At 73.2% G+C, this 18,038-nt stretch carries 17 protein-coding genes and 1 tRNA gene; 12 read left to right on the forward strand and 6 right to left on the reverse strand.

Features of this window, described 5'->3' with window-relative positions:
• The first annotated feature begins 68 nt into the window (after positions 1–68).
• The 3 genes from ASF82_RS00570 to ASF82_RS00580 all read left to right on the forward strand — a co-directional run bounded on the left by ASF82_RS00570 (position 69) and on the right by ASF82_RS00580 (position 2,803).
• The gene (locus ASF82_RS00570) at positions 69–701 is read left to right on the forward strand and encodes a PepSY domain-containing protein (protein ID WP_056052042.1); all 633 of its coding nucleotides are present in this window, start codon (positions 69–71) and stop codon (positions 699–701) included.
• A 109-nt stretch (positions 702–810) separates the two neighbouring features.
• Complete coding sequence (locus tag ASF82_RS00575) at positions 811–1,680, forward strand: alpha/beta hydrolase (protein WP_056052044.1); 870 nt, start codon at positions 811–813, stop codon at positions 1,678–1,680.
• A 73-nt stretch (positions 1,681–1,753) separates the two neighbouring features.
• Positions 1,754–2,803 carry a biotin/lipoate A/B protein ligase family protein gene (locus ASF82_RS00580; protein ID WP_056052046.1) on the forward strand — a complete coding sequence of 350 codons (1,050 nt, stop codon included), beginning with the start codon at positions 1,754–1,756 and terminating at the stop codon, positions 2,801–2,803.
• A gap of 98 nt (positions 2,804–2,901) precedes the next feature.
• On the opposite strand, the gene ASF82_RS00585 is transcribed toward ASF82_RS00580, so the two are convergent.
• Positions 2,902–3,186, reverse strand: coding sequence for a GNAT family N-acetyltransferase (locus ASF82_RS00585; protein ID WP_056052050.1), 285 nt, complete (start codon positions 3,184–3,186; stop codon positions 2,902–2,904).
• A 47-nt stretch (positions 3,187–3,233) separates the two neighbouring features.
• Between ASF82_RS00585 and ASF82_RS00590 the strand changes: the two genes are divergently transcribed.
• Positions 3,234–4,148 (forward strand): site-specific DNA-methyltransferase, encoded by a 915-nt coding sequence (locus tag ASF82_RS00590; protein ID WP_056052053.1) that lies wholly within the window; start codon positions 3,234–3,236, stop codon positions 4,146–4,148.
• A 56-nt stretch (positions 4,149–4,204) separates the two neighbouring features.
• Here the strand turns inward: ASF82_RS00590 and ASF82_RS00595 are convergent, their stop codons facing one another.
• Together ASF82_RS00595 and ASF82_RS00600 are read right to left on the reverse strand one after the other, a co-directional pair.
• Complete coding sequence (locus ASF82_RS00595) at positions 4,205–4,813, reverse strand: MarR family transcriptional regulator (RefSeq protein ID WP_082514133.1); 609 nt, start codon at positions 4,811–4,813, stop codon at positions 4,205–4,207.
• A gap of 242 nt (positions 4,814–5,055) precedes the next feature.
• Complete coding sequence (locus ASF82_RS00600; RefSeq protein WP_056052055.1) at positions 5,056–6,921, reverse strand: MDR family MFS transporter; 1,866 nt, start codon at positions 6,919–6,921, stop codon at positions 5,056–5,058.
• Between the two features lie 206 nt (positions 6,922–7,127).
• Between ASF82_RS00600 and ASF82_RS00605 the strand changes: the two genes are divergently transcribed.
• Positions 7,128–7,994 carry a M15 family metallopeptidase gene (locus ASF82_RS00605; RefSeq protein ID WP_056052058.1) on the forward strand — a complete coding sequence of 289 codons (867 nt, stop codon included), beginning with the start codon at positions 7,128–7,130 and terminating at the stop codon, positions 7,992–7,994.
• 113 nt (positions 7,995–8,107) lie between these two features.
• Here the strand turns inward: ASF82_RS00605 and pgm are convergent, their stop codons facing one another.
• Positions 8,108–9,727: a phosphoglucomutase (alpha-D-glucose-1,6-bisphosphate-dependent) gene (pgm, locus tag ASF82_RS00610; protein ID WP_056052061.1), complete on the reverse strand. Its 1,620-nt coding sequence runs from the start codon at positions 9,725–9,727 to the stop codon at positions 8,108–8,110.
• A 69-nt stretch (positions 9,728–9,796) separates the two neighbouring features.
• Between pgm and pheA the strand changes: the two genes are divergently transcribed.
• Complete coding sequence (gene pheA, locus ASF82_RS00615; RefSeq protein ID WP_056052064.1) at positions 9,797–10,750, forward strand: prephenate dehydratase; 954 nt, start codon at positions 9,797–9,799, stop codon at positions 10,748–10,750.
• A 60-nt stretch (positions 10,751–10,810) separates the two neighbouring features.
• Here the strand turns inward: pheA and ASF82_RS00620 are convergent, their stop codons facing one another.
• Positions 10,811–11,839 carry a diacylglycerol kinase family protein gene (locus ASF82_RS00620; protein WP_082514135.1) on the reverse strand — a complete coding sequence of 343 codons (1,029 nt, stop codon included), beginning with the start codon at positions 11,837–11,839 and terminating at the stop codon, positions 10,811–10,813.
• Positions 11,840–11,967: 128 nt separating this feature from the next.
• On the opposite strand from ASF82_RS00620, the gene serS reads away from it, so the two are divergent.
• The 3 genes from serS (at position 11,968) to ASF82_RS00635 (ending at position 14,325) form a co-directional block, all read left to right on the forward strand.
• Complete coding sequence (gene serS / locus ASF82_RS00625; protein WP_056052067.1) at positions 11,968–13,233, forward strand: serine--tRNA ligase; 1,266 nt, start codon at positions 11,968–11,970, stop codon at positions 13,231–13,233.
• 5 nt (positions 13,234–13,238) lie between these two features.
• Positions 13,239–14,090 carry an HAD family hydrolase gene (locus ASF82_RS00630; protein WP_235491118.1) on the forward strand — a complete coding sequence of 284 codons (852 nt, stop codon included), beginning with the start codon at positions 13,239–13,241 and terminating at the stop codon, positions 14,088–14,090.
• A 150-nt stretch (positions 14,091–14,240) separates the two neighbouring features.
• Positions 14,241–14,325, forward strand: a tRNA-Ser gene (locus ASF82_RS00635).
• A gap of 102 nt (positions 14,326–14,427) precedes the next feature.
• Here ASF82_RS00635 and arfB read toward each other — a convergent pair.
• Positions 14,428–14,850 (reverse strand): alternative ribosome rescue aminoacyl-tRNA hydrolase ArfB, encoded by a 423-nt coding sequence (arfB, locus tag ASF82_RS00640; RefSeq protein WP_056052070.1) that lies wholly within the window; start codon positions 14,848–14,850, stop codon positions 14,428–14,430.
• A gap of 139 nt (positions 14,851–14,989) precedes the next feature.
• On the opposite strand from arfB, the gene ASF82_RS00645 reads away from it, so the two are divergent.
• The 3 genes from ASF82_RS00645 (at position 14,990) to ASF82_RS00655 (ending at position 18,035) form a co-directional block, all read left to right on the forward strand.
• Positions 14,990–16,546 (forward strand): sodium:proton antiporter, encoded by a 1,557-nt coding sequence (locus tag ASF82_RS00645; RefSeq protein WP_056052072.1) that lies wholly within the window; start codon positions 14,990–14,992, stop codon positions 16,544–16,546.
• Positions 16,547–16,577: 31 nt separating this feature from the next.
• Entirely contained in the window at positions 16,578–17,264 is a 687-nt protein-coding gene (locus ASF82_RS00650; protein ID WP_056052076.1) for an MSMEG_4193 family putative phosphomutase, read from the forward strand.
• Between the two features lie 105 nt (positions 17,265–17,369).
• A complete protein-coding gene (locus ASF82_RS00655) occupies positions 17,370–18,035 on the forward strand; it encodes a DUF3090 domain-containing protein (RefSeq protein WP_082514402.1) in 666 nt (221 codons plus the stop codon).
• Positions 18,036–18,038 lie beyond the last annotated feature (3 nt).

Below are 18,038 nucleotides of genomic sequence, written 5' to 3' on the forward strand. Positions count from 1 at the left end.
CCCCGCACCGGCACCGACCACCCCACGACCACCGGCCGCACCGCGGCTCGACGAACGGAGACATCGTCATGAAGAACACCAAGAAGACCCTGCTGATCGCCGGCGGAGTGGCGGCCGTGCTCGTGCTCGGCGGCGGCGTCGCCCTGGCGACCGGCCTCGACGACGACCGGCTGTCGGCCCAGACCACCGACCGTGCCCGGGAGGCGGCGCTCGCCGAGACCGGTGGCGGCACCGTCACCGAGGTCGACACGATCGGCGACGGCCTGCCCGGCTACGAGGTCGAGGTCTCGCTGCCCGGCGGCGGCGAGACGCACGTGTACCTCGACGACGACTACGCCGTGACGTCGACCCGCACGGGCGACGACCGCGGGGGCGACCGGGGCGACCGGGGAGGCCGCGACGACGACGACCGCGACGGCACCTCCGGCAGCGCGACCGACGACTCCGCCGGCGGCTCGGGCGACGCCACGACCGGCACCGGCACCGACGACGACACCGTCACCGGCGCCGACTACGACCAGGCCTCCGCCGCAGCGCTCAGCGCGGCCGGCGGCGGCACCGTCACCGACGTCGACCGCAGCGACGACGGCGGCGTGGCGTACGAGGTCGACGTCCGCCTCGACGACGGCACCGAGGTCGACGTCGACCTCGACGCCGCGTTCGGCGTCGTCCGCACCGACGTCGACGCGCCGCGCAGCTGACCCTGACGCCGCGCAGGAGGCGCGGGTCGGCCCTCGGGAGCCGGCCCGCGCCTCCTCGCGTCCGCCCCGCCGCACCGTGGCCGCCCCCGGTCGGTGCCAAGATGACCGCATGCCCACCTTCTCCGCCGCCCGGGGCGACTTCGAGTTCGTCGACGCGCACGGCGTCACCGTCCACTACTACGTGTGGCGGGCGGCCGACCCCCGAGGGGCGGTGCAGATCATGCACGGCGTGGGCGAGCACGCGCTCCGCTACGAGGAGGTCGCGCAGCACCTCGTCCGCGCCGGCTGGACGGTCTACGCCGACGACCACCTCGGCCACGGCGCCACCGGTCTCGGCCAGCACGGCGGCGACCACACGAAGCTCGGGCGCCTCGGCCCCTCGGGCGTGCGGGGAGCGGCGGAGGCGGTGGTCCAGCTGACGGGGATCATCCGCTCCGAGGCCCCCGGCCTCCCCGTCGTCGCGCTCGGCCACTCGTGGGGGTCGCTGATGCTCCAGGCGATCGTCGACCGGAAGGCCTCGCTCTACGACGCCGTCGTGCTCACCGGCACCGCCTACCGCGTGCCCGGCAGCATGAACGGCGGCGACCTCAACGCGCGCCACGCCCACCTCGGCAGCACCGGCTTCGAGTGGCTGAGCCGCGACCCCGCGGTCGCCGAGGCGATGGCGGCCGACCCCCTCGTCGTCGACGCGAAGGTGATGCAGCTCTTCGGCTGGCGCGACACGCTGCGCCTGCTGGGCCGCCCGTCGAAGCACCTCGAGCACGACGTGCCGCTGCTGATCATGGTCGGCGACGACGACCCGCTCGGCGGGGAGGAGAGCGCGCGCAGGCTCGCCGACGCCTACGTGAACCGGAGCGGCCTCACCGACGTCGAGCTCGTCGTCTACCAGGGCGCACGGCACGAGATCTTCCGCGAGACGAACCGCGACGAGGTGCTCGACGACCTGACCCATTGGCTGGACGCCCGCGTGCCCCGCTGACCCGCGCCTCCCCGGGGGCTGCTGCCCGCCGACACCCCCCGCCCGCCCCGGCCGGCAGGCATAGGCTGCTCGCATGCACGGTGAGTACAAGGTCCCTGGCGGCAAGCTCGTGGTGGTCGACCTGGAGGTGCGCGACGGGCGCATCGCCGAGTTCCGCCTCGCGGGCGACTTCTTCCTCGAGCCCGACACGGCGCTCGACGCCATCGACCGCTCGATCACGGGCCTGCCCGTCGAGTCCGACGCCGCGACGATCGCCGCGGCCGTCCGCGCCGGGCTGCCCGACGACGCCGTCCTGCTCGGCTTCACGCCCGAGGCCGTCGCCGTGGCGATCCGTCGCAGCCTGTCGAAGGCCAGCGACTGGCGCGACCACGAGTGGCAGATCATCCACGACGCCCCCGTGTCGCCGAACATGCACCTCGCCCTCGACCAGGTGCTCACCGAGGAGGTCGGGGCCGGCCGTCGCGGCCCCACCCTGCGCTTCTGGGAGTGGGAGCAGCCGGCCGTCGTCATCGGCAGCTTCCAGTCGCTCCGCAACGAGGTCGACCTCGACGCGGCCGAGGAGCACGGCTTCGAGGTCGTCCGCCGCATCAGCGGCGGCGGCGCCATGTTCATGGACGCCCAGTCGATCGTCACCTACTCGCTCTACGCCCCCGGCGAGCTCGTGCAGGGCATGAGCTTCGCCGACAGCTACGCCTACCTCGACGAGTGGGTCATCACGGCGCTGAAGTCGCTCGGCATCGACGCGTTCTACCAGCCGCTGAACGACATCACGAGCGCCAAGGGCAAGATCGGCGGGGCCGCCCAGAAGCGCCTCGGCAACGGCGCGCTGCTGCACCACGCGACCATGTCGTACGACATGGACGGCGAGAAGATGGTGAAGGTGCTCCGCATCGGCCGCGAGAAGATGAGCGACAAGGGCACCACGAGCGCCGCCAAGCGCGTCGACCCGCTCCGCAGCCAGACCGGCCTGCCCCGCGCCGAGATCATCGAGCGCATGAAGCAGACCTTCACGGGCCTCTACGGCGCCACGACCGGCCACGTCACCGAGGCCGAGCTCGAGGCCGCCGAGCAGCTCGTGACGACGAAGTTCGCCACGCCCGAGTGGCTCCGCCGGGTCCCGTGACGTGAGCCCTGCGGGCGTGCCCTGCGGGCGTGCCCTGCGGGCGTGCCCTGCGGGCACAGCTCCGAGAGCTGGGGGGAGTCGCGGGTCGGCGACCGGGGTCAGCGGGCCAGCAGCTCCTGGTAGTCGACGTGCTCGTCGACCCAGTCGGCGACGAACGGGCAGAGCGGCACGACGCGCAGCGAGGTCTCGGCGCGCACGTCGTCGAGGGCGCCCTGCACGAGCTGCGCGCCGAGGCCGGCCGAGCGACGGCTCGGCTCGATCTCGGTGTGGGTGAAGCGGATCTCGTCGCCGACGACGTCGTAGGCGGCGAAGCCGACGGTCTCGCCGTCCTCGACGAGGGCGTACTGGGACTGCTGGGGGCGGTTCTCGACGGTGATGCTCATCCGGCGACCCTACGCCCGGTGAACTGGCCGCTGCCCGGCACGACAGAATGGTGACCATGCCCGTCGACTGGACCCGTGACTCCCCGAGCCTCGTGGTCCACGGCGACAACCTCGACGCGACCCGCCAGCTGCCCGACGGCGCCTTCACGGTCGTCTACCTCGACCCGCCGTTCAACACCGGGCGGCCCCAGCAGCGGCGCTCGACGACCTCGATCCGCAGCGTGGAGGGGTCGGTCACCGCCGTGACCGGTTTCAAAGGGCGGGGCTACGAGCGGATCCGCGGCGACCTGATGCGCTACGACGACCACTTCGACGACTACTGGTCGTTCCTCGAGCCGCGCCTCGCCGAGGCCTGGCGCCTGCTCGCCCGCGACGGCACGCTCTACCTGCACCTCGACTACCGCGAGGCCCACTACGCGAAGGTGCTCCTCGACGCGCTCTTCGGCCGTGAGTCGTTCCTCAACGAGATCATCTGGGCCTACGACTACGGCGCCAAGAGCCGCAACCGCTGGCCGACGAAGCACGACACGATCCTCGTCTACGTGAAGGACGCCTCGGCGTACCACTTCGACTCCGAGACGGTCGACCGGGAGCCCTACATGGCGCCCGGGCTCGTCACCCCCGAGAAGGTCGCCCGGGGCAAGCTGCCGACCGACGTCTGGTGGCACACGATCGTGTCGCCGACCGGCCGCGAGAAGACCGGCTACCCCACGCAGAAGCCCGAGGGCGTGCTGCGCCGCATCGTGCAGGCCTCGTCGCGCGAGGGCGACTGGGTGCTCGACTTCTTCGCCGGCAGCGGCACGACCGGTGCCGTGGCCGACGCCCTGGGGCGCCGCTACGTGCTCGTCGACAGCAACGAGGAGGCGGTGGCCGTGATGCGTCGACGGCTCCCGTCGGCGGAGTTCGTCATCGCGGAGCCGCCGGCCACCGAGCCGGGCGCCGAGGCGGCCACCGCGCGCTGAGCGGGGCGGCCGACCAGAGCTGGACACCCGGCCGCACGGGTCAGGGGGTCAGCGGGTCAGGCGTTCTCGGTCTCGCGGACGGTGGCGACGTGCGGGTGGGAGGCCACGGCGGCCGGCGCCGCGGTCGTCGCGTCGTGCCCCTGGCCGGCGGGCCCGTCGACGCCGTGGTCGTCGATCTCGATCGCGGAGGTCATGTCGCGGAGGAACCCCACGACGGCCGCCGACTCGTCGGCGGTGAGCGACTCGGCCGCGCTGATCATCCGCGTGTGCATGCTCGCCATCGTGGCGCGGACCTCGCTGTTCGAGTCGCCGGTGGCCGTGAGCAGGACTCCGCGCTTGTCGGTCGGGTGCGAGTGGCGCTCCATGTGCCCGCTCCGCACGAGGCGGTTGATGAGCACCGAGGTCGAGGCGGAGGTGATGCCGAGGTGGTCGGCGAGTTCTTTGGCGCTGACGGTCTCGCTGCGGCGCTGGGCGCGGAGGAGGAAGCGGACGGCCGCGAGGTCGGTCTCGCCCATCTTCATGGAGGTGCGCGTGCGACGGCGCATCTCGGACTCGGCCGCACGGTAGCGGCGCAGGGCGTTGAGCACTTCGACGCCGCGCTCCTCGTTGCTGCTGGAGTACCAGTAGCCGGAGGCGTCGTAGATCGGGGCTGACCTGTCGGGCATGCTAGAGAGTCTAGCTACGGCCGGCGACGGGGGCGAGGGGCCCGTCGTTCTCCCAGGGAGGGGCCCGCGGCGCGGCCCGGAGACGAGGACGGGCCGTGCACCCTGAGGTGCACGGCCCGGGGTCGTCGCGCCTCCCGCGCTGAGCTTCACGGGCAGGGACCGCCGGAGGCGAGACGACCAGGACGTCAGCGCGTGGCGCCTACGTCGTCGTCAACGTTACTCGCCTCGGCGACGGAGTCCAGTCACGGTCGCTGATCCGCAGGCTCCTCGGAGGCTCCGTCGGCGGCCGTCCCCCGGCGGGGAGCGTCGCCCCCGTCGACCGTCCGGACGCTGCCCGTGTCGGGCGAGACGAGTGCGCCCGTCGCGGCCGCCGCCTCCTGCGCCTGCACGGCCGCGTCGGCGGCGAGGGCCGCCTGGGCGTCGTCGTGGGCCTCGTCGATGGCCGACTTCTGTCGCAGCGGCGTCGCCTTGAGGAAGAAGCTGAGCACGAACGCCACCAGCACGACGGTCAGCGCGACCCAGAACACGGTCACCGTCGCGTTGGCGAACCCGTCGAGGAACGGCGCGGCCAGACGGCGGTCGGCCGTGTTGAGGAACGACGTGTCGCCGTTCAGCGCCCCGCCGACCTGGGAGGTGTCGCCGCCCTGGGCCGACTGGTACAGCTCGAGGATGGAGGCGTTGGCCGGGTCGCTCGCGACGGCCGGGTCGGCGAGGGCCGCCTGGGCGTCGGCCTGCAGGTCGCGGTCGGCGAACGCGCCGGCGATGGTCTGCGGGATGCGCGAGAACAGCACCGAGAAGAGCACGGCGGTGCCCAGCGTGCCGCCGATCTGGCGGAAGAACGTCGAGGCCGAGGTGGCCACGCCGATGTCGCGCGGGCCGACGGAGTTCTGCGACGCGATGGTCAGCGTCTGCATCAGCTGGCCGAGGCCGAGGCCGACCAGCAGCATGCCGAACATCATGAACCAGTAGGGCTTGTCGTACGACAGGGTCGTGAACCAGAAGAAGCCCAGCGCCATGAAGGCCGTGCCGGTGATCGGGAAGATCTTGTAGCGGCCGGTGCGGGCGATCAGCTGGCCGGAGACGATCGACGAGATCATCAGGCCGGCGATCATCGGCAGCATCTGGAAGCCGCTCTCGGTCGGCGTCGCGCCGTTGACGAGCTGCAGGTACAGCGGCACCGTCAGGAGGGCGCCGAACATGCCGAAGCCGACCAGGACGCCCAGCACCGTCGACATCGCGAAGGTCGGGATGCGGAAGAGCTTGAGCGGGATGAGCGCGTCGTCGCCCATGCGGCGCTCGACGGCGATGAACGCGGCGATGCCGACGACGCCGATGACGTAGCAGGCGAAGGCGCGGGGCGAGCTCCAGCCCCACTCGCGGCCCTGCTCGGCGACGAGCAGCAGCGGCACGGCGGCCACGATCACGGCGCCGGCGCCGAGCCAGTCGATGCGGACGTTCTCGCGGCGCACCTGGCCGGGGATGTGGAGGAACCGCACGACGACGCCCAGCGCGACGATGCCGATCGGGATGTTGATGAGGAACACCCAGCGCCAGCCGGTGACGAAGAGGATCTCGTCGGCCCCGGCGAAGAGGCCGCCGACCAGCGGGCCGATGACGCTCGAGATGCCGAACACGGCGAGGAAGTAGCCCTGGTACTTGGCGCGCTCACGCGGGGCGAGGATGTCGCCCATGATCGTGAGCGGCAGCGCCATGAGGCCGCCGGCGCCCATGCCCTGGATCGCCCGGAAGATCGCGAGCTGGTACATGCTCTCGCTGAACCCGGCGGCGAGCGAGCCGACCAGGAAGATCGAGATCGCGATGAGGAACAACGGCCGACGGCCGAAGATGTCGCTGAGCTTGCCGTAGATCGGCGTCGATATGGTCGACACGATCAGGTAGGCGGTGGTGACCCAGGCCTGCAGGCTGAGCCCGTCGAGGTCGTCGGCGATGGTGCGCATCGACGTGCCGACGATCGTCTGGTCGAGGGCGGAGAGGAACATGCCGGCCATCAGCCCGAAGATGACGAAGAGGATCTGACGGTGCGTCATCAGCCCCTGTCTCTCGGCGGGCGCGGCGGCGGCGGGGGAGGAGTCGGTGACCCGGGACATGTGTGGTCTTCCTGGTGCGGTGAGTCTGACGGGGTGCGCGGCGGGCCGCGGGGGGAGGGGGCAGCAGCGCCGGAGGCGCGGTGAGCGCCGATCGTCGACGTCACGTCGACGAGAAACTTGCGTGGTACGCAGAAGTTACTCCACGCGGCGTCGCGCCGCCACGTGACGTCCGCTCGACCCGCGGTGCGCCCCCTACCCTGGAGCGCATGTCGTCACGCCGCCCGCGCCTCCGCCCCGCCTCCCCGGGCCGCGGGGCACGGCGCCGCGCGGCGTCGGCCCTGGCGCTCGGGCTCGTGGCCGCGGTGCTCGCCGGGTGCACCGGCGCGGACGACGGGGCCTCGGTGACCGGCACCGCGACTCCCTCGGTGACGCCCCGGGCGAGTTCGACGCCCACCGCCCCGGCCCCGACGGAGGACCCCGTGACCCCAGCCCCGGAGCCGGCCGCGCCGGCGACGCCCGCGTTCGACCGCGGCGCCCTCTCGGTCGACGACCCCGCCAGCCTCTGGGTCGTCAGCGACAAGCTGCGGCCGCTCGACCCGGTCGACTACGCCCCCGCCGACCTCGTCACCGTCGACGTCTCGTCGCAGAACCCGCCCGTCTTCCGGAAGGAGGCCGGCGACGCCCTGCTCGCCCTCTTCGCCGCGGGGGAGGCGGAGGGCGCGGGCCCCATGACCGTGCAGAGCGCGTACCGCTCGTACGCGACGCAGGTGACCGTCTACGCGGGGTGGGTGCAGCAGCTCGGCCAGGCCCAGGCCGACGTGCAGAGCGCCCGACCGGGCTTCTCGGAGCACCAGACCGGGCTCGTCGCCGACATCAGCCCGCTGCCGCTGAGCTGCGTGCTGCAGGCGTGCTTCGGCGACACGTCGCAGGGCCGCTGGCTCGCGGAGAACGCCTGGCGGTTCGGCTGGCTGCTGCGGTACCCGGCCGACAAGACCGCGGTGACGGGCTTCACGTACGAGCCCTGGCACTTCCGCTACGTGGGCGTGCCGCTCTCGACCGAGATGCACCAGCAGGGCGTCACCACGCTCGAGGAGTTCTTCGGCCTGCCGGCCGCGCCGACGTACGCCGGCTGACCGCCGCGGTGGCTGCGGCTGCGGCTGCGGCTGTGGTCGTTGTCGTGACGACGAGGAGGGGCCGGGCTGCGATCGCAGCCCGGCCCCTCCTCGTCGTGGCGGGAGCGCCGGCGCTAGCTGCCGAGGGCGGCGTCGACGATCGTCTTCGCCTCCTGCTGCACGCGCGCCAGGTGCTCGGGGCCCTCGAACGACTCGGCGTAGATCTTGTAGACGTCCTCCGTGCCGCTGGGGCGGGCCGCGAACCACGCCTTGTCGGTGACGACCTTGAGGCCGCCGACCGCGGCGCCGTTGCCGGGAGCCTCGCTGAGCGTGGCGGTGATCGGGTCGCCCGCGAGCTCGGTGGCCGTGATGGCGTCGCCGTCGAGCTTGCCGAGGCGCGCCTTCTGCTCCTTGCTGGCGGCGGCGTCGACGCGCTCGTAGACGGGGTCGCCGAACTCCTCGGTCAGCTCACGGTAGAGCTGCGACGGGGTCTTGCCCGTGACGGCGATGATCTCGCTCGCGAGCAGGGCGAGGAGGATGCCGTCCTTGTCGGTCGTCCAGACCGTGCCGTCCTTGCGCAGGAAGGACGCGCCGGCGCTCTCCTCGCCGCCGAAGGCGACGGAGCCGTCGACGAGCCCGGGCACGAACCACTTGAAGCCGACCGGCACCTCCCAGAGGCGACGGCCGTGCTTCTCGGCGACCTTGTCGATGATGCTCGACGACACGAGCGTCTTGCCGATCGCGGCGTCCTCGCGCCACTGCGGGCGGTGCGTGTAGAGGTAGTCGATCGCGACGGCCAGGTAGTGGTTCGGGTTCATCAGGCCGCCGTCGGGCGTCACGATGCCGTGGCGGTCGGCGTCGGCGTCGTTGCCGGTGAGCACGTCGAACTCGTCCTTGCGGTGAACGACGCTCGCCATGGCCGAGGGGCTGGACGGGTCCATGCGGATCTTGCCGTCCCAGTCGAGCGTCATGAAGCGCCAGGTCGGGTCGACGCCGGGGTTCACGACCGTGAGGTCGAGGCCGTAGACGTCGCGGATGGCGCCCCAGTACTCGACGCTCGCGCCGCCGAGCGGGTCGGCGCCGATCTTGACGCCGGCGGCCTTGATGGCCTCCATGTCGATGATGTTCGCGAGGTCGCCGACGTAGCCGCGGAGGAAGTCGTGGCGGCCCGGGCTGCCGTCGCCGCGGAGCACGTCGACGTTGCCCGCCGCGATGATCTCGTTGGCCCTGTTCGCGATCCAGCCGGTCGCGTCGCTGTCGGCGGGCCCGCCGTGCGGCGGGTTGTACTTGAAGCCGCCGTCGCGGGGCGGGTTGTGGCTCGGCGTGACGACGATGCCGTCGGCCTTGTCGAGGTTCGCCGGGTCGGAGTTGTAGACGAGGATGGCGTGGCTGAGCGCGGGGGTCGGCACGTAGCCGCCCTCGGCGTCGGCCAGCACGTGCACGCCGTTGCCGGTGAGCACCTCGACCGCGGTGCGCTCGGCCGGCCCGCTCAGCATGTGCGTGTCGCGCCCGATGAACAGCGGGCCCGTGATGCCCTGCCCCGCCCGGTACTCGACGATCGCCTGCGTGATCGCGGCGATGTGCGTCTCGGTGAAGGCGGCGTCGAGAGACGAGCCGCGGTGGCCCGAGGTGCCGAAGACGACCTTCTGCTCGGCCTTCGTGACGTCGGGGACGAGGGAGTAGTAGGCGTCGACGACCTCACCGGTGTCGATCAGGTCGCTGTCTTGTGCGGGGGTTCCGGCGCGGTCGGTCATGGGGTCATCCTGGCACCAGCCGCCGACCTGCGTCGCGCCTCGTCGACGGCCCTCAGTAGGCTCTCGGTCATGTCGACCCCCGCCTCCCCGCCGACCTACAGCTACCTCGGCCCGGCCGGCACCTTCACGGAGGCGGCGCTCAAGCAGGTGCCGGAGGCCGCGGGCGCCGTGTGGCACAGCGTCAACAACGTCGGCGAGGCCCTCGCCGACGTCGTCTCGGGCCGCAGCACGGCCGCGATGATCGCGATCGAGAACAGCGTCGAGGGCGGCGTCTCGGCGACGCAGGACGCCCTCGCGACAGTTCCGGGCCTCCGCATCGTCGGCGAGTACCTCGTGCAGGTCGACTTCGTGCTCGTGGCGCGCCCCGGCACGACCCTCGACCAGGTGCGCGTGGTCAACGCCCACCCCGTCGCCTACGCCCAGACGCACCTGTGGCTCGAGGCGACGCTGCCCGGCCACGGCCACCTGCCCGCGACGTCGAACGTCGCGGCGGCCGCCGACCTGCTCGCCGCGCCGGCGGGGGCGGGGCGCGCCGACGCCGCCGTCGCGCCGCCCACGATCACCGAGCACCACGACCTGGACGTGCTGGCGACCGAGATCGGCGACAACCGGAACGCCGTCACGCGGTTCGTGCTGGTCAGCCGCACGGTGCCGGTGCCCCCGGCGACCGGGGCCGACAAGACGAGCCTCATCGTCGAGCTGCCCGAGGACGGCGCGGGCGCGCTGGTCGACATGCTCGAGCAGTTCGCGACGCGGGGCATCAACCTCAGCCTGATCCAGTCACGACCGATCGGGGACGCCCTCGGGCGGTACCGGTTCGTCGTCGACCTCGAGGGTCACGTGCTCGACGAGCGCGTCGCCGACGCGCTGCTCGGCCTCAAGCGCTTCAGCCCGAACGTCATCTTCCTCGGCTCGTACCCCCGAGCCGACGGCCGGCCGGTCGAGGTGTCGCCGCGCAACGACGACGACGCGTTCGTCGACGCCCGCGACTGGCTCCGGGGCCTGGTGGCCGGGTCGCTCTAGCTCGCGAGCCGGCCCCGGCCCCGGCCCGGCCCGGCCCGGCCCGGCCCGGCCTGCCGGTGCCTAGCTGTCGGCGGGCACGCGCACGGTCAGCGCGCCCTCGTCGACGACCGCGCGGAGGGCCACGGCCTTGCCGACGGAGTCGCCGTCGATCTCGAAGTCCTGCGGCGACTCGAGCCGCACCACGAGCTTCCGGCCCTTCATGTAGCGCAGGGTGCGCACCTCACGGCTGTTGGCGGCGAGGATGCGGCGGCCGACCTGGGTGCGACGCAGCACGCCGTTCTCCCACACGATCTTGAACCAGATCTGGAACCAGCCGAAGAAGCCCTCGGGGCGCAGCGCGACGATGTCGAACTGGCCGTCGTCGATCGCGGCGTCGGGCAGCAGCATGATGTTCGCCGGCAGGAGGCCGCAGTTGCCGACGATGACCGTGTGGGCGCGCATCGACTTGCGGCCGCCCCCGTCGAGCTCGTAGCGCACGTCGATCTTGTTGTTGTCGCGCAGGGCACGGATGATGGCGTCGACGTAGGCGAGCCAACCGACGCGCGCCTTCAGGTCGTCGTTGGTGTTCGCGAGCATCTTGGCGTCGAGGCCGACCCCGGCCATGACGACGAAGGCGAACGTCTCGCGCTGGCCGTCCTCGCGCTCGATGTCGACCACCCCGAGGTCGATGTCGCGGTCGCGGCCCTGGAAGGCGGTGGCGATGGAGTCGTCGAGGTTGTCGAGCGACAGGTCGAGGTTGCGGGCGAGGAGGTTGCCCGTGCCCGACGGCAGCAGGCCGATCGAGGCGCCCGTGCCCCGCAGGGCCTCGGCCACGGCCCGGACGGTGCCGTCGCCGCCCGCGGCGATCACCATGTCGGCGCCGTCGGCGAGGGCCTGTGCGGTGACCTCTCCGCCCGGGTCCTCCTTGCTGGTCTCGTAGAAGCGGGTCTCGCCCCAGCCGGCCTCGCGCTCGTGGCGGGCGATCGACTCCTTGACGGCCTCGATGTCGACCTTGATCGGGTTGTAGACCAGCGCGGCCGTCTTCTGGGTCGTCTCGGCCGCGGGCGTCGAGCCGGGCTCGGCGGGCGAGGAGGAGGGGGAGGGGGTCATGCGCCGAGCGTATTGGTCGGGGAGCCCCCGCGACCGGTCTCGGGGCAGGTCGCCGGGAGAACGGGCCGACCCGCGACTCCGGGGAGGGACGGGGGCTGACGTCCACACGCACTCCTTAGGATGGTCGCGTGATCGATCCCCAGCTGCTCCGAGACGCCCCCGACCTCCTCAAGGCCAGCCAGCGCGCCCGCGGCGACTCCGAGTCGCTGGTCGACGACGCCGTGGCCGCCGACTCCTCCCGCCGTGCCGCGATCTCGGCCTTCGAGGCGCTGCGCGCCGAGCAGAACGCCTTCGGCAAGACCGTCGCGAAGGCCCCGAAGGAGGAGAAGGCCGCGCTCGTCGCCGAGGCGCAGGCGCTCGCCGCCCGCGTGAAGGAGGCCCAGGCCGCGTCGACCGAGGCCGACGCCGCGTTCGACCGGGCGATCCGCTCGCTCGGCAACCCGGTGATCGAGGGCGTGCCCGCCGGCGGCGAGGAGAACTTCGTCACCCTCCGCGAGGTCGGCACCCGCCCCGCCTTCGACTTCGAGCCGCTCGACCACGCCGACCTGGGCGAGGTGCTCGGCGCGATCGACATCAAGCGCGGCACCAAGGTGTCGGGCTCGCGCTTCTACTTCCTCCGCGGCATCGGCGCGCGGCTCGAGCTCGCGCTGATGAACATGGCGCTCGACCTCGCGGTGAAGAACGACTTCACCCCGCTGATCACGCCCACGCTGGTGCGCCCCGAGATCATGGCCGGCACGGGCTTCCTCGGCTCGCACAGCGACGAGGTCTACCACCTGCCGGCCGACGACCTCTACCTCACCGGCACGAGCGAGGTCGCGCTCGCCGGCTACCACGCCGACGAGATCCTCGACGTCGAGGCCGGGCCGATCCGCTACGCGGGCTGGTCGACCTGCTACCGCCGCGAGGCCGGGGCCGCCGGCAAGGACAACCGCGGCATCCTCCGCGTGCACCAGTTCAACAAGCTCGAGATGTTCAGCTACGTGCACCCCGACCAGGCCACCGCCGAGCACGACCGGCTCGTCGCGTTCCAGGAGACGATGATGCAGTCGCTCGGCCTCAACTACCGCGTCATCGACGTCGCGGCCGGTGACCTCGGTTCGAGCGCCGCCCGCAAGTTCGACATCGAGGCCTGGGTGCCGACGCAGGGCACGTACCGCGAGCTCAGCAGCACGTCGAACTGCACCACCTTCCAGGCGCGCCGGCTCGACACCCGCTACCGCACCGAGAGCGGCAAGACGGCCCCCGTGGCGACCCTGAACGGCACCCTGGCGACGACGCGCTGGCTGGTGGCGATCCTCGAGACGCACCAGCGGGCCGACCGCTCGGTGGTCGTGCCCGAGGCGCTCCGCCCGTGGCTCGGCGGCCTCGAGGTCATCGAGCCGGTCGCGTGACCGGCGTGGGCAGCCCGACCGACGTCGCGGCCTCGGCCGCCGCCGCGGGCGTGGTCGACGGTGAGCGCTGGCTCGTCGCCCTCGACGTCGACGGCACCATCATGCAGGAGGACGGCACGATCAGCGACGGCGTCGCCGACCAGATCCGTCGCCTGCGCGAGGCCGGCCACGCGGTGATGATCGCCACGGGCCGCTCGGTCTCGACGACGCTGCCGGTGATGGACCGCCTCGGCCTCGTCTCCGACTACGTCGTCACCGCGAACGGGGCGATCACGCTCGGGCGCGACGAGTCGGCGCCCACCGGCTACCAGCAGGTGCACGTCGAGGAGTTCGACCCGACCGACGTGCTCACCACGATCCGCGGCGAGATCCAGGAGGGCGGCTACGCCGTCGAGGACCGCGACGGGGTGCTGCGCTACTGCGGCTCGTTCCCGACCGTCGAGTCGAGCGGCAACGCCGAGAAGGTCGAGTTCGAGCAGCTCTTCGACCGCCCGGCGACCCGGGTGGTCGTCGTCTCGCCCGACCACGGCACCGACGACTTCCTCGAGGTCGTCGAGCGGATGGGCCTCTCGAAGGTGAACTACAACGTCGGCTGGACGGCCTGGCTCGACATCGCGCCCGACGGCGTGACGAAGGCGACGGCCCTCGAGCGGGTGCGCGAGTGGCTGGGCATCCCGCGCGAGCGCGTCTTCGCCGCCGGCGACGGCCGCAACGACATCGACATGCTGCGCTGGGCCTCGGCCCAGGGGCGCGGCTGCGCGATGGGCCAGGCGCCCGACGACGTCTTCGCCGTCGCGAACGAGCGCACCGGCTCCGACGTCGACGACGGGCTCGCCGTGGCGCTCGCCACGCTGTAGGCGCGGTCGACGGGGGCGGGTCGACGCAGTCGGGCCGGGGTCGGGGTCGAGGGGGCGACCGCCTCGCGGGCTGGCCGATCCCGCCCGTGTCGCCCGCGCCTCCTCGGTTAGACTCGGCCACGGTCGCGCGGGCTCGCCCGTCGCGCACCGGGAGGGCTGTCCGAGCGGCCGATGGAGCTTGTCTTGAAAACAAGTGGGCAGAGATGTCTCGTGGGTTCGAATCCCACGCCCTCCGCACCACGTCGCCTCGGCGACGACGAACCACGTCCTCGCACCGGAACCAGGCCGCGGCGTGGTTCGCGTGCGACGACCTGGTGCCTCACGGCCCGAGCGGCTGCTAGTCGTCGGTGGGGCGTCGGCGCTGCTGCTTGGTGGCCGAGCGCTCGCCCTTGGCGCTGAGCCGACGGCGGTCGGAGCCGCGCGTGCGTCGCGTCGGTCGTCGCGGCGCGGCGTCGGGGGCGAGCGCCGCGGCGACGATCTCGGCGAGCTTCGCGAGCGCCGTCTCGCGGTTGCGCAGCTGCGACCGCTGCTCGGACGACGTGACGGTCAGGGCGCCGGCGACCAGGCGCCCGTCGAGACGCGACGTCAGGCGCTCGCGCTGCGCCTCCGTCAGGCTGTCGGCGTGGGCGACGTCCCACGACAGCTGCACTCGGCTGTCGGACGTGTTCACGTGCTGCCCGCCCGGCCCCGACGACCGCGAGAAGCGCCAGGTCAGCTCCGCCGCGGGGATCGTGAGCGCACGCGACACGACCAGGTCCATGGCCCCACCCTCGCACGTCGGCGGCGCCTGTGGGCGCACTGCCGCAGCAGCGCGGTGGGGCCGCGGCGACGCTGGTCGCGGCGCGGGCCCCGAGCCGGTACCGTGCACCGGTGACGACACGAGGGGCGAGGGCGACGCGGTGATCCCCGAGACGATCGCGTGGGTGGTCGCGGCGGTGCTCGTCACCGTCGCCACGAGCGGAGTCGCGGGTCGGGCCGGCTGGTCGGCCCCGGTCGCGCTCGTCACGGTCGGCGCCGTCGCGTCGTTCCTGCCGTTCGTGCCCGAGGTGGTGATCGAGCCCGACGCCGTGCTCTACGGGCTGCTGCCGCCGCTGCTCTTCGCGGCCGCGATCCGCACGCCCCTCGCCGACATCCGGGCCCGGCGCGACAGCATCCTCGTGCTCTCGGTCGGGGTCGTCGTGGTCACCCTCGCCGCCGTCGGCTTCGCGCTCTGGGCCCTCGTGCCCGCGGTGGGCCTCGCGGCGGCGCTGGCGCTCGGCGCCGTGGTCGCCCCGACCGACGCGGTCGCCGTCCAGGCCGTCGCCGGCAAGGCCCGCCTGCCCCGACGCGTTCTCTCCATCCTCGAGACCGAGAGCCTCCTCAACGACGCGACCGCGCTCGTCGCCCTCAACACGGCCATCGCGGCCGTCGTCGGCGTCGTGCACCCGATCGAGGTGGGCGGCGAGTTCCTCCTCGCGGTGGGCCTCGGCGTGGGCATCGGCCTGCTGGTCGGCCTCGGGTTCTCGGTCGTCCGCCGCTTCCTCCACTCGCCGGTGCTCGACACGAGCCTGTCGCTCGTCGTGCCCTTCGTCGCCTTCGTGCCGACGCAGGAGATCGGCGGCAGCGGCGTGCTCGCCGTCGTCGTGGCCGGGCTCTGGCTCGGCTGGCGGGCCCCGCTCATCCAGTCGCCCGAGGCTCGCATCGCCGAGTCGGTCAACTGGCGCACGATCCAGTTCCTGCTCGAGAACGCGGTCTTCCTGCTCATCGGGCTCAGCCTGTCGGGCATCGTGCGCGGCCTCCGCCGCTCGAGCCTCGACGGGCTGCAGATCGCCGGGGTCGTCGTCGCCCTCCTCGTCGTCCTGGTGGCGTCGCGCTTCATCGCCGTCGGCCTCGCGAAGGTGCTGTTCGACCACGGGCCGCGGGCGCTGCGCGAGCGCTCGTGGAACTGGCGCACGGTCACCGCCGTCTCGGCCGCCGGCATCCGCGGGGTCGTCACGCTCGCCGCCGTCTTCCTCCTGCCCGCCGAGACGCCCGAGCGCGAGCTGCTGCAGTTCCTCGCCTTCGCGGTCGTCGTCGGCTCGCTGCTGCTCGGCCTCTTCCTCCCGCCGATCATCCGGGCGCTCCGCCTGCCCCGCACCGCCGACCTGCAGGAGGAGTCCGACCGCGACCGCCTCCTCGACGAGGCCCGGGCCGCGGGCCTCGAGGCCCGGCGGGAGGCGAAGGAGTCGCGGGTCGACGAGCAGGGCGAGCCGGCCGTCGGGGCGGCCGGCCGCGACGAGTCCGACGACCTCACCGACCTCACGGGCGAGCGGCTCGAGCACGACCGGGTGCGACGTCGCATGATCGAGGCCGAGCGGGCCGCCGTGCTCGCGGTGCGACGGGAGCGCCGCTACCCGGAGACCGCGGTGCGCCAGGTGCTCGAGCTCATCGACGCCGAGGACGTCGCCCTGCGCCGCCGCGAGGGGCCCCGCGAGTAGGCCCCCGGCGGCCGGTGTCTAGGCTCGGGGCATGGCCACCGTCATCCTCGTCCGTCACGGGCGCACCACCGCCAACGCGAGCGGAGTCCTCGCCGGGCGCACCCCGGGCGTCCTGCTCGACGTCGTCGGGCGCCAGCAGGCCGTCCGCACCGGCGAGCGGCTCGCCGTCGTGCCGGTCGTCTCCGTCGTCTCGAGCCCGCTCGAGCGCTGCCGCGAGACCGCCGGGTACGTCCTCGACCGGCAGGAGGGCAGCCCGACGACCCCGGTCGAGGAGGGCATCTCCGAGTGCGACTACGGCGACTGGCAGGGCCGCACCCTGAAGGAGCTCAGCGCCGAGCCGCTCTGGGCGACCGTGCAGGGGCAGCCCTCGGCCGTGACCTTCCCCGGCGGAGAGTCCATGGCGGGCATGCAGGCCAGGGCGGTGGCGGCGATCCGTCGCCACGACGCCGCCGTCGAGGCGGAGCACGGCCCGGGCGCCGTGTGGGTCGCGGTCAGCCACGGCGACATCGTCAAGTCGGTGCTCGCCGACGCGCTCGGCATGCACCTCGACCTCTTCCAGCGCATCGCGGTCGGCCCGGCGTCGGTCTCGATCGTCCGGTACGGCACGAGCCGCCCCGAGGTCCTCGCGACCAACACCGACTCGGGCGACCTCTCGTGGCTGCGCGCGGCGGCGCCCGCGGCGGACGCCGCCGTCGGGGGAGGCGCGGGGCACGAGTGACGACCGGCACCGTCGACGAGGTGGCCGGCCCGCCCGCCGGCACCGCGACTCCCGCCCTGCACGCAGCCTGGGCCGGGCCGGCCCGCCGCTCGTAGGATGGGCGGCATGCCCACCATCGTCCACGGATTCGACTGGCCCGACCGGATCGTCGTCGGCACGATCGGTCAGCCCGGTCAGCGCGAGTTCTACCTCCAGGTGCGCGACGGTGCCCGGCTCGTCAGCGTCGGCCTCGAGAAGCAGCAGTCCGCGGCCCTCGCGGAGAAGATCGACGAGATCCTCGACGAGCTGAGCTCGCGGGAGGGCACGTCGCTGACGATCCCCACCGTCACCCCCGTCGAGCTCGTCGACAACGAGCCGCTCGAGCAGCCCGTCGAGCCGGAGTTCCGCACCGGCGCGCTCAGCCTCGGCTGGGACCCGACCACGGCCCAGGTCGTCATCGAGGCCTTCCCCGTGGTCGAGCTCGACGACGACGAGTCGGAGGCCTTCTCGGCGGCCCTCGCCGCGGTCGAGGCGGACGACGACGAGGCCGCGGTCGAGATCGAGGTGGAGGCCCCCGAGCTGCTGCGCGTGCGCATCCCCGTCGGCACCGCCCGCGCCTTCGCCGCCCGGACCCACGAGGTCGTCGGCGCCGGACGCCCCCTCTGCCCGCTCTGCGGCACGCCGATCGACCCCGAGGGCCACGTCTGCCCGGCCGCCCCCGGCCTCGGCGAGATCGGGCCCGACGACCTCGACGACCTCTTCGACGGCGACCGGCCCGACGGTCGGCCGTAGGCC

The sequence above is a fragment of the Frigoribacterium sp. Leaf164 genome (assembly GCF_001423665.1).
GTDB classification, from domain to species: Bacteria; Actinomycetota; Actinomycetes; order Actinomycetales; family Microbacteriaceae; genus Frigoribacterium; species Frigoribacterium endophyticum.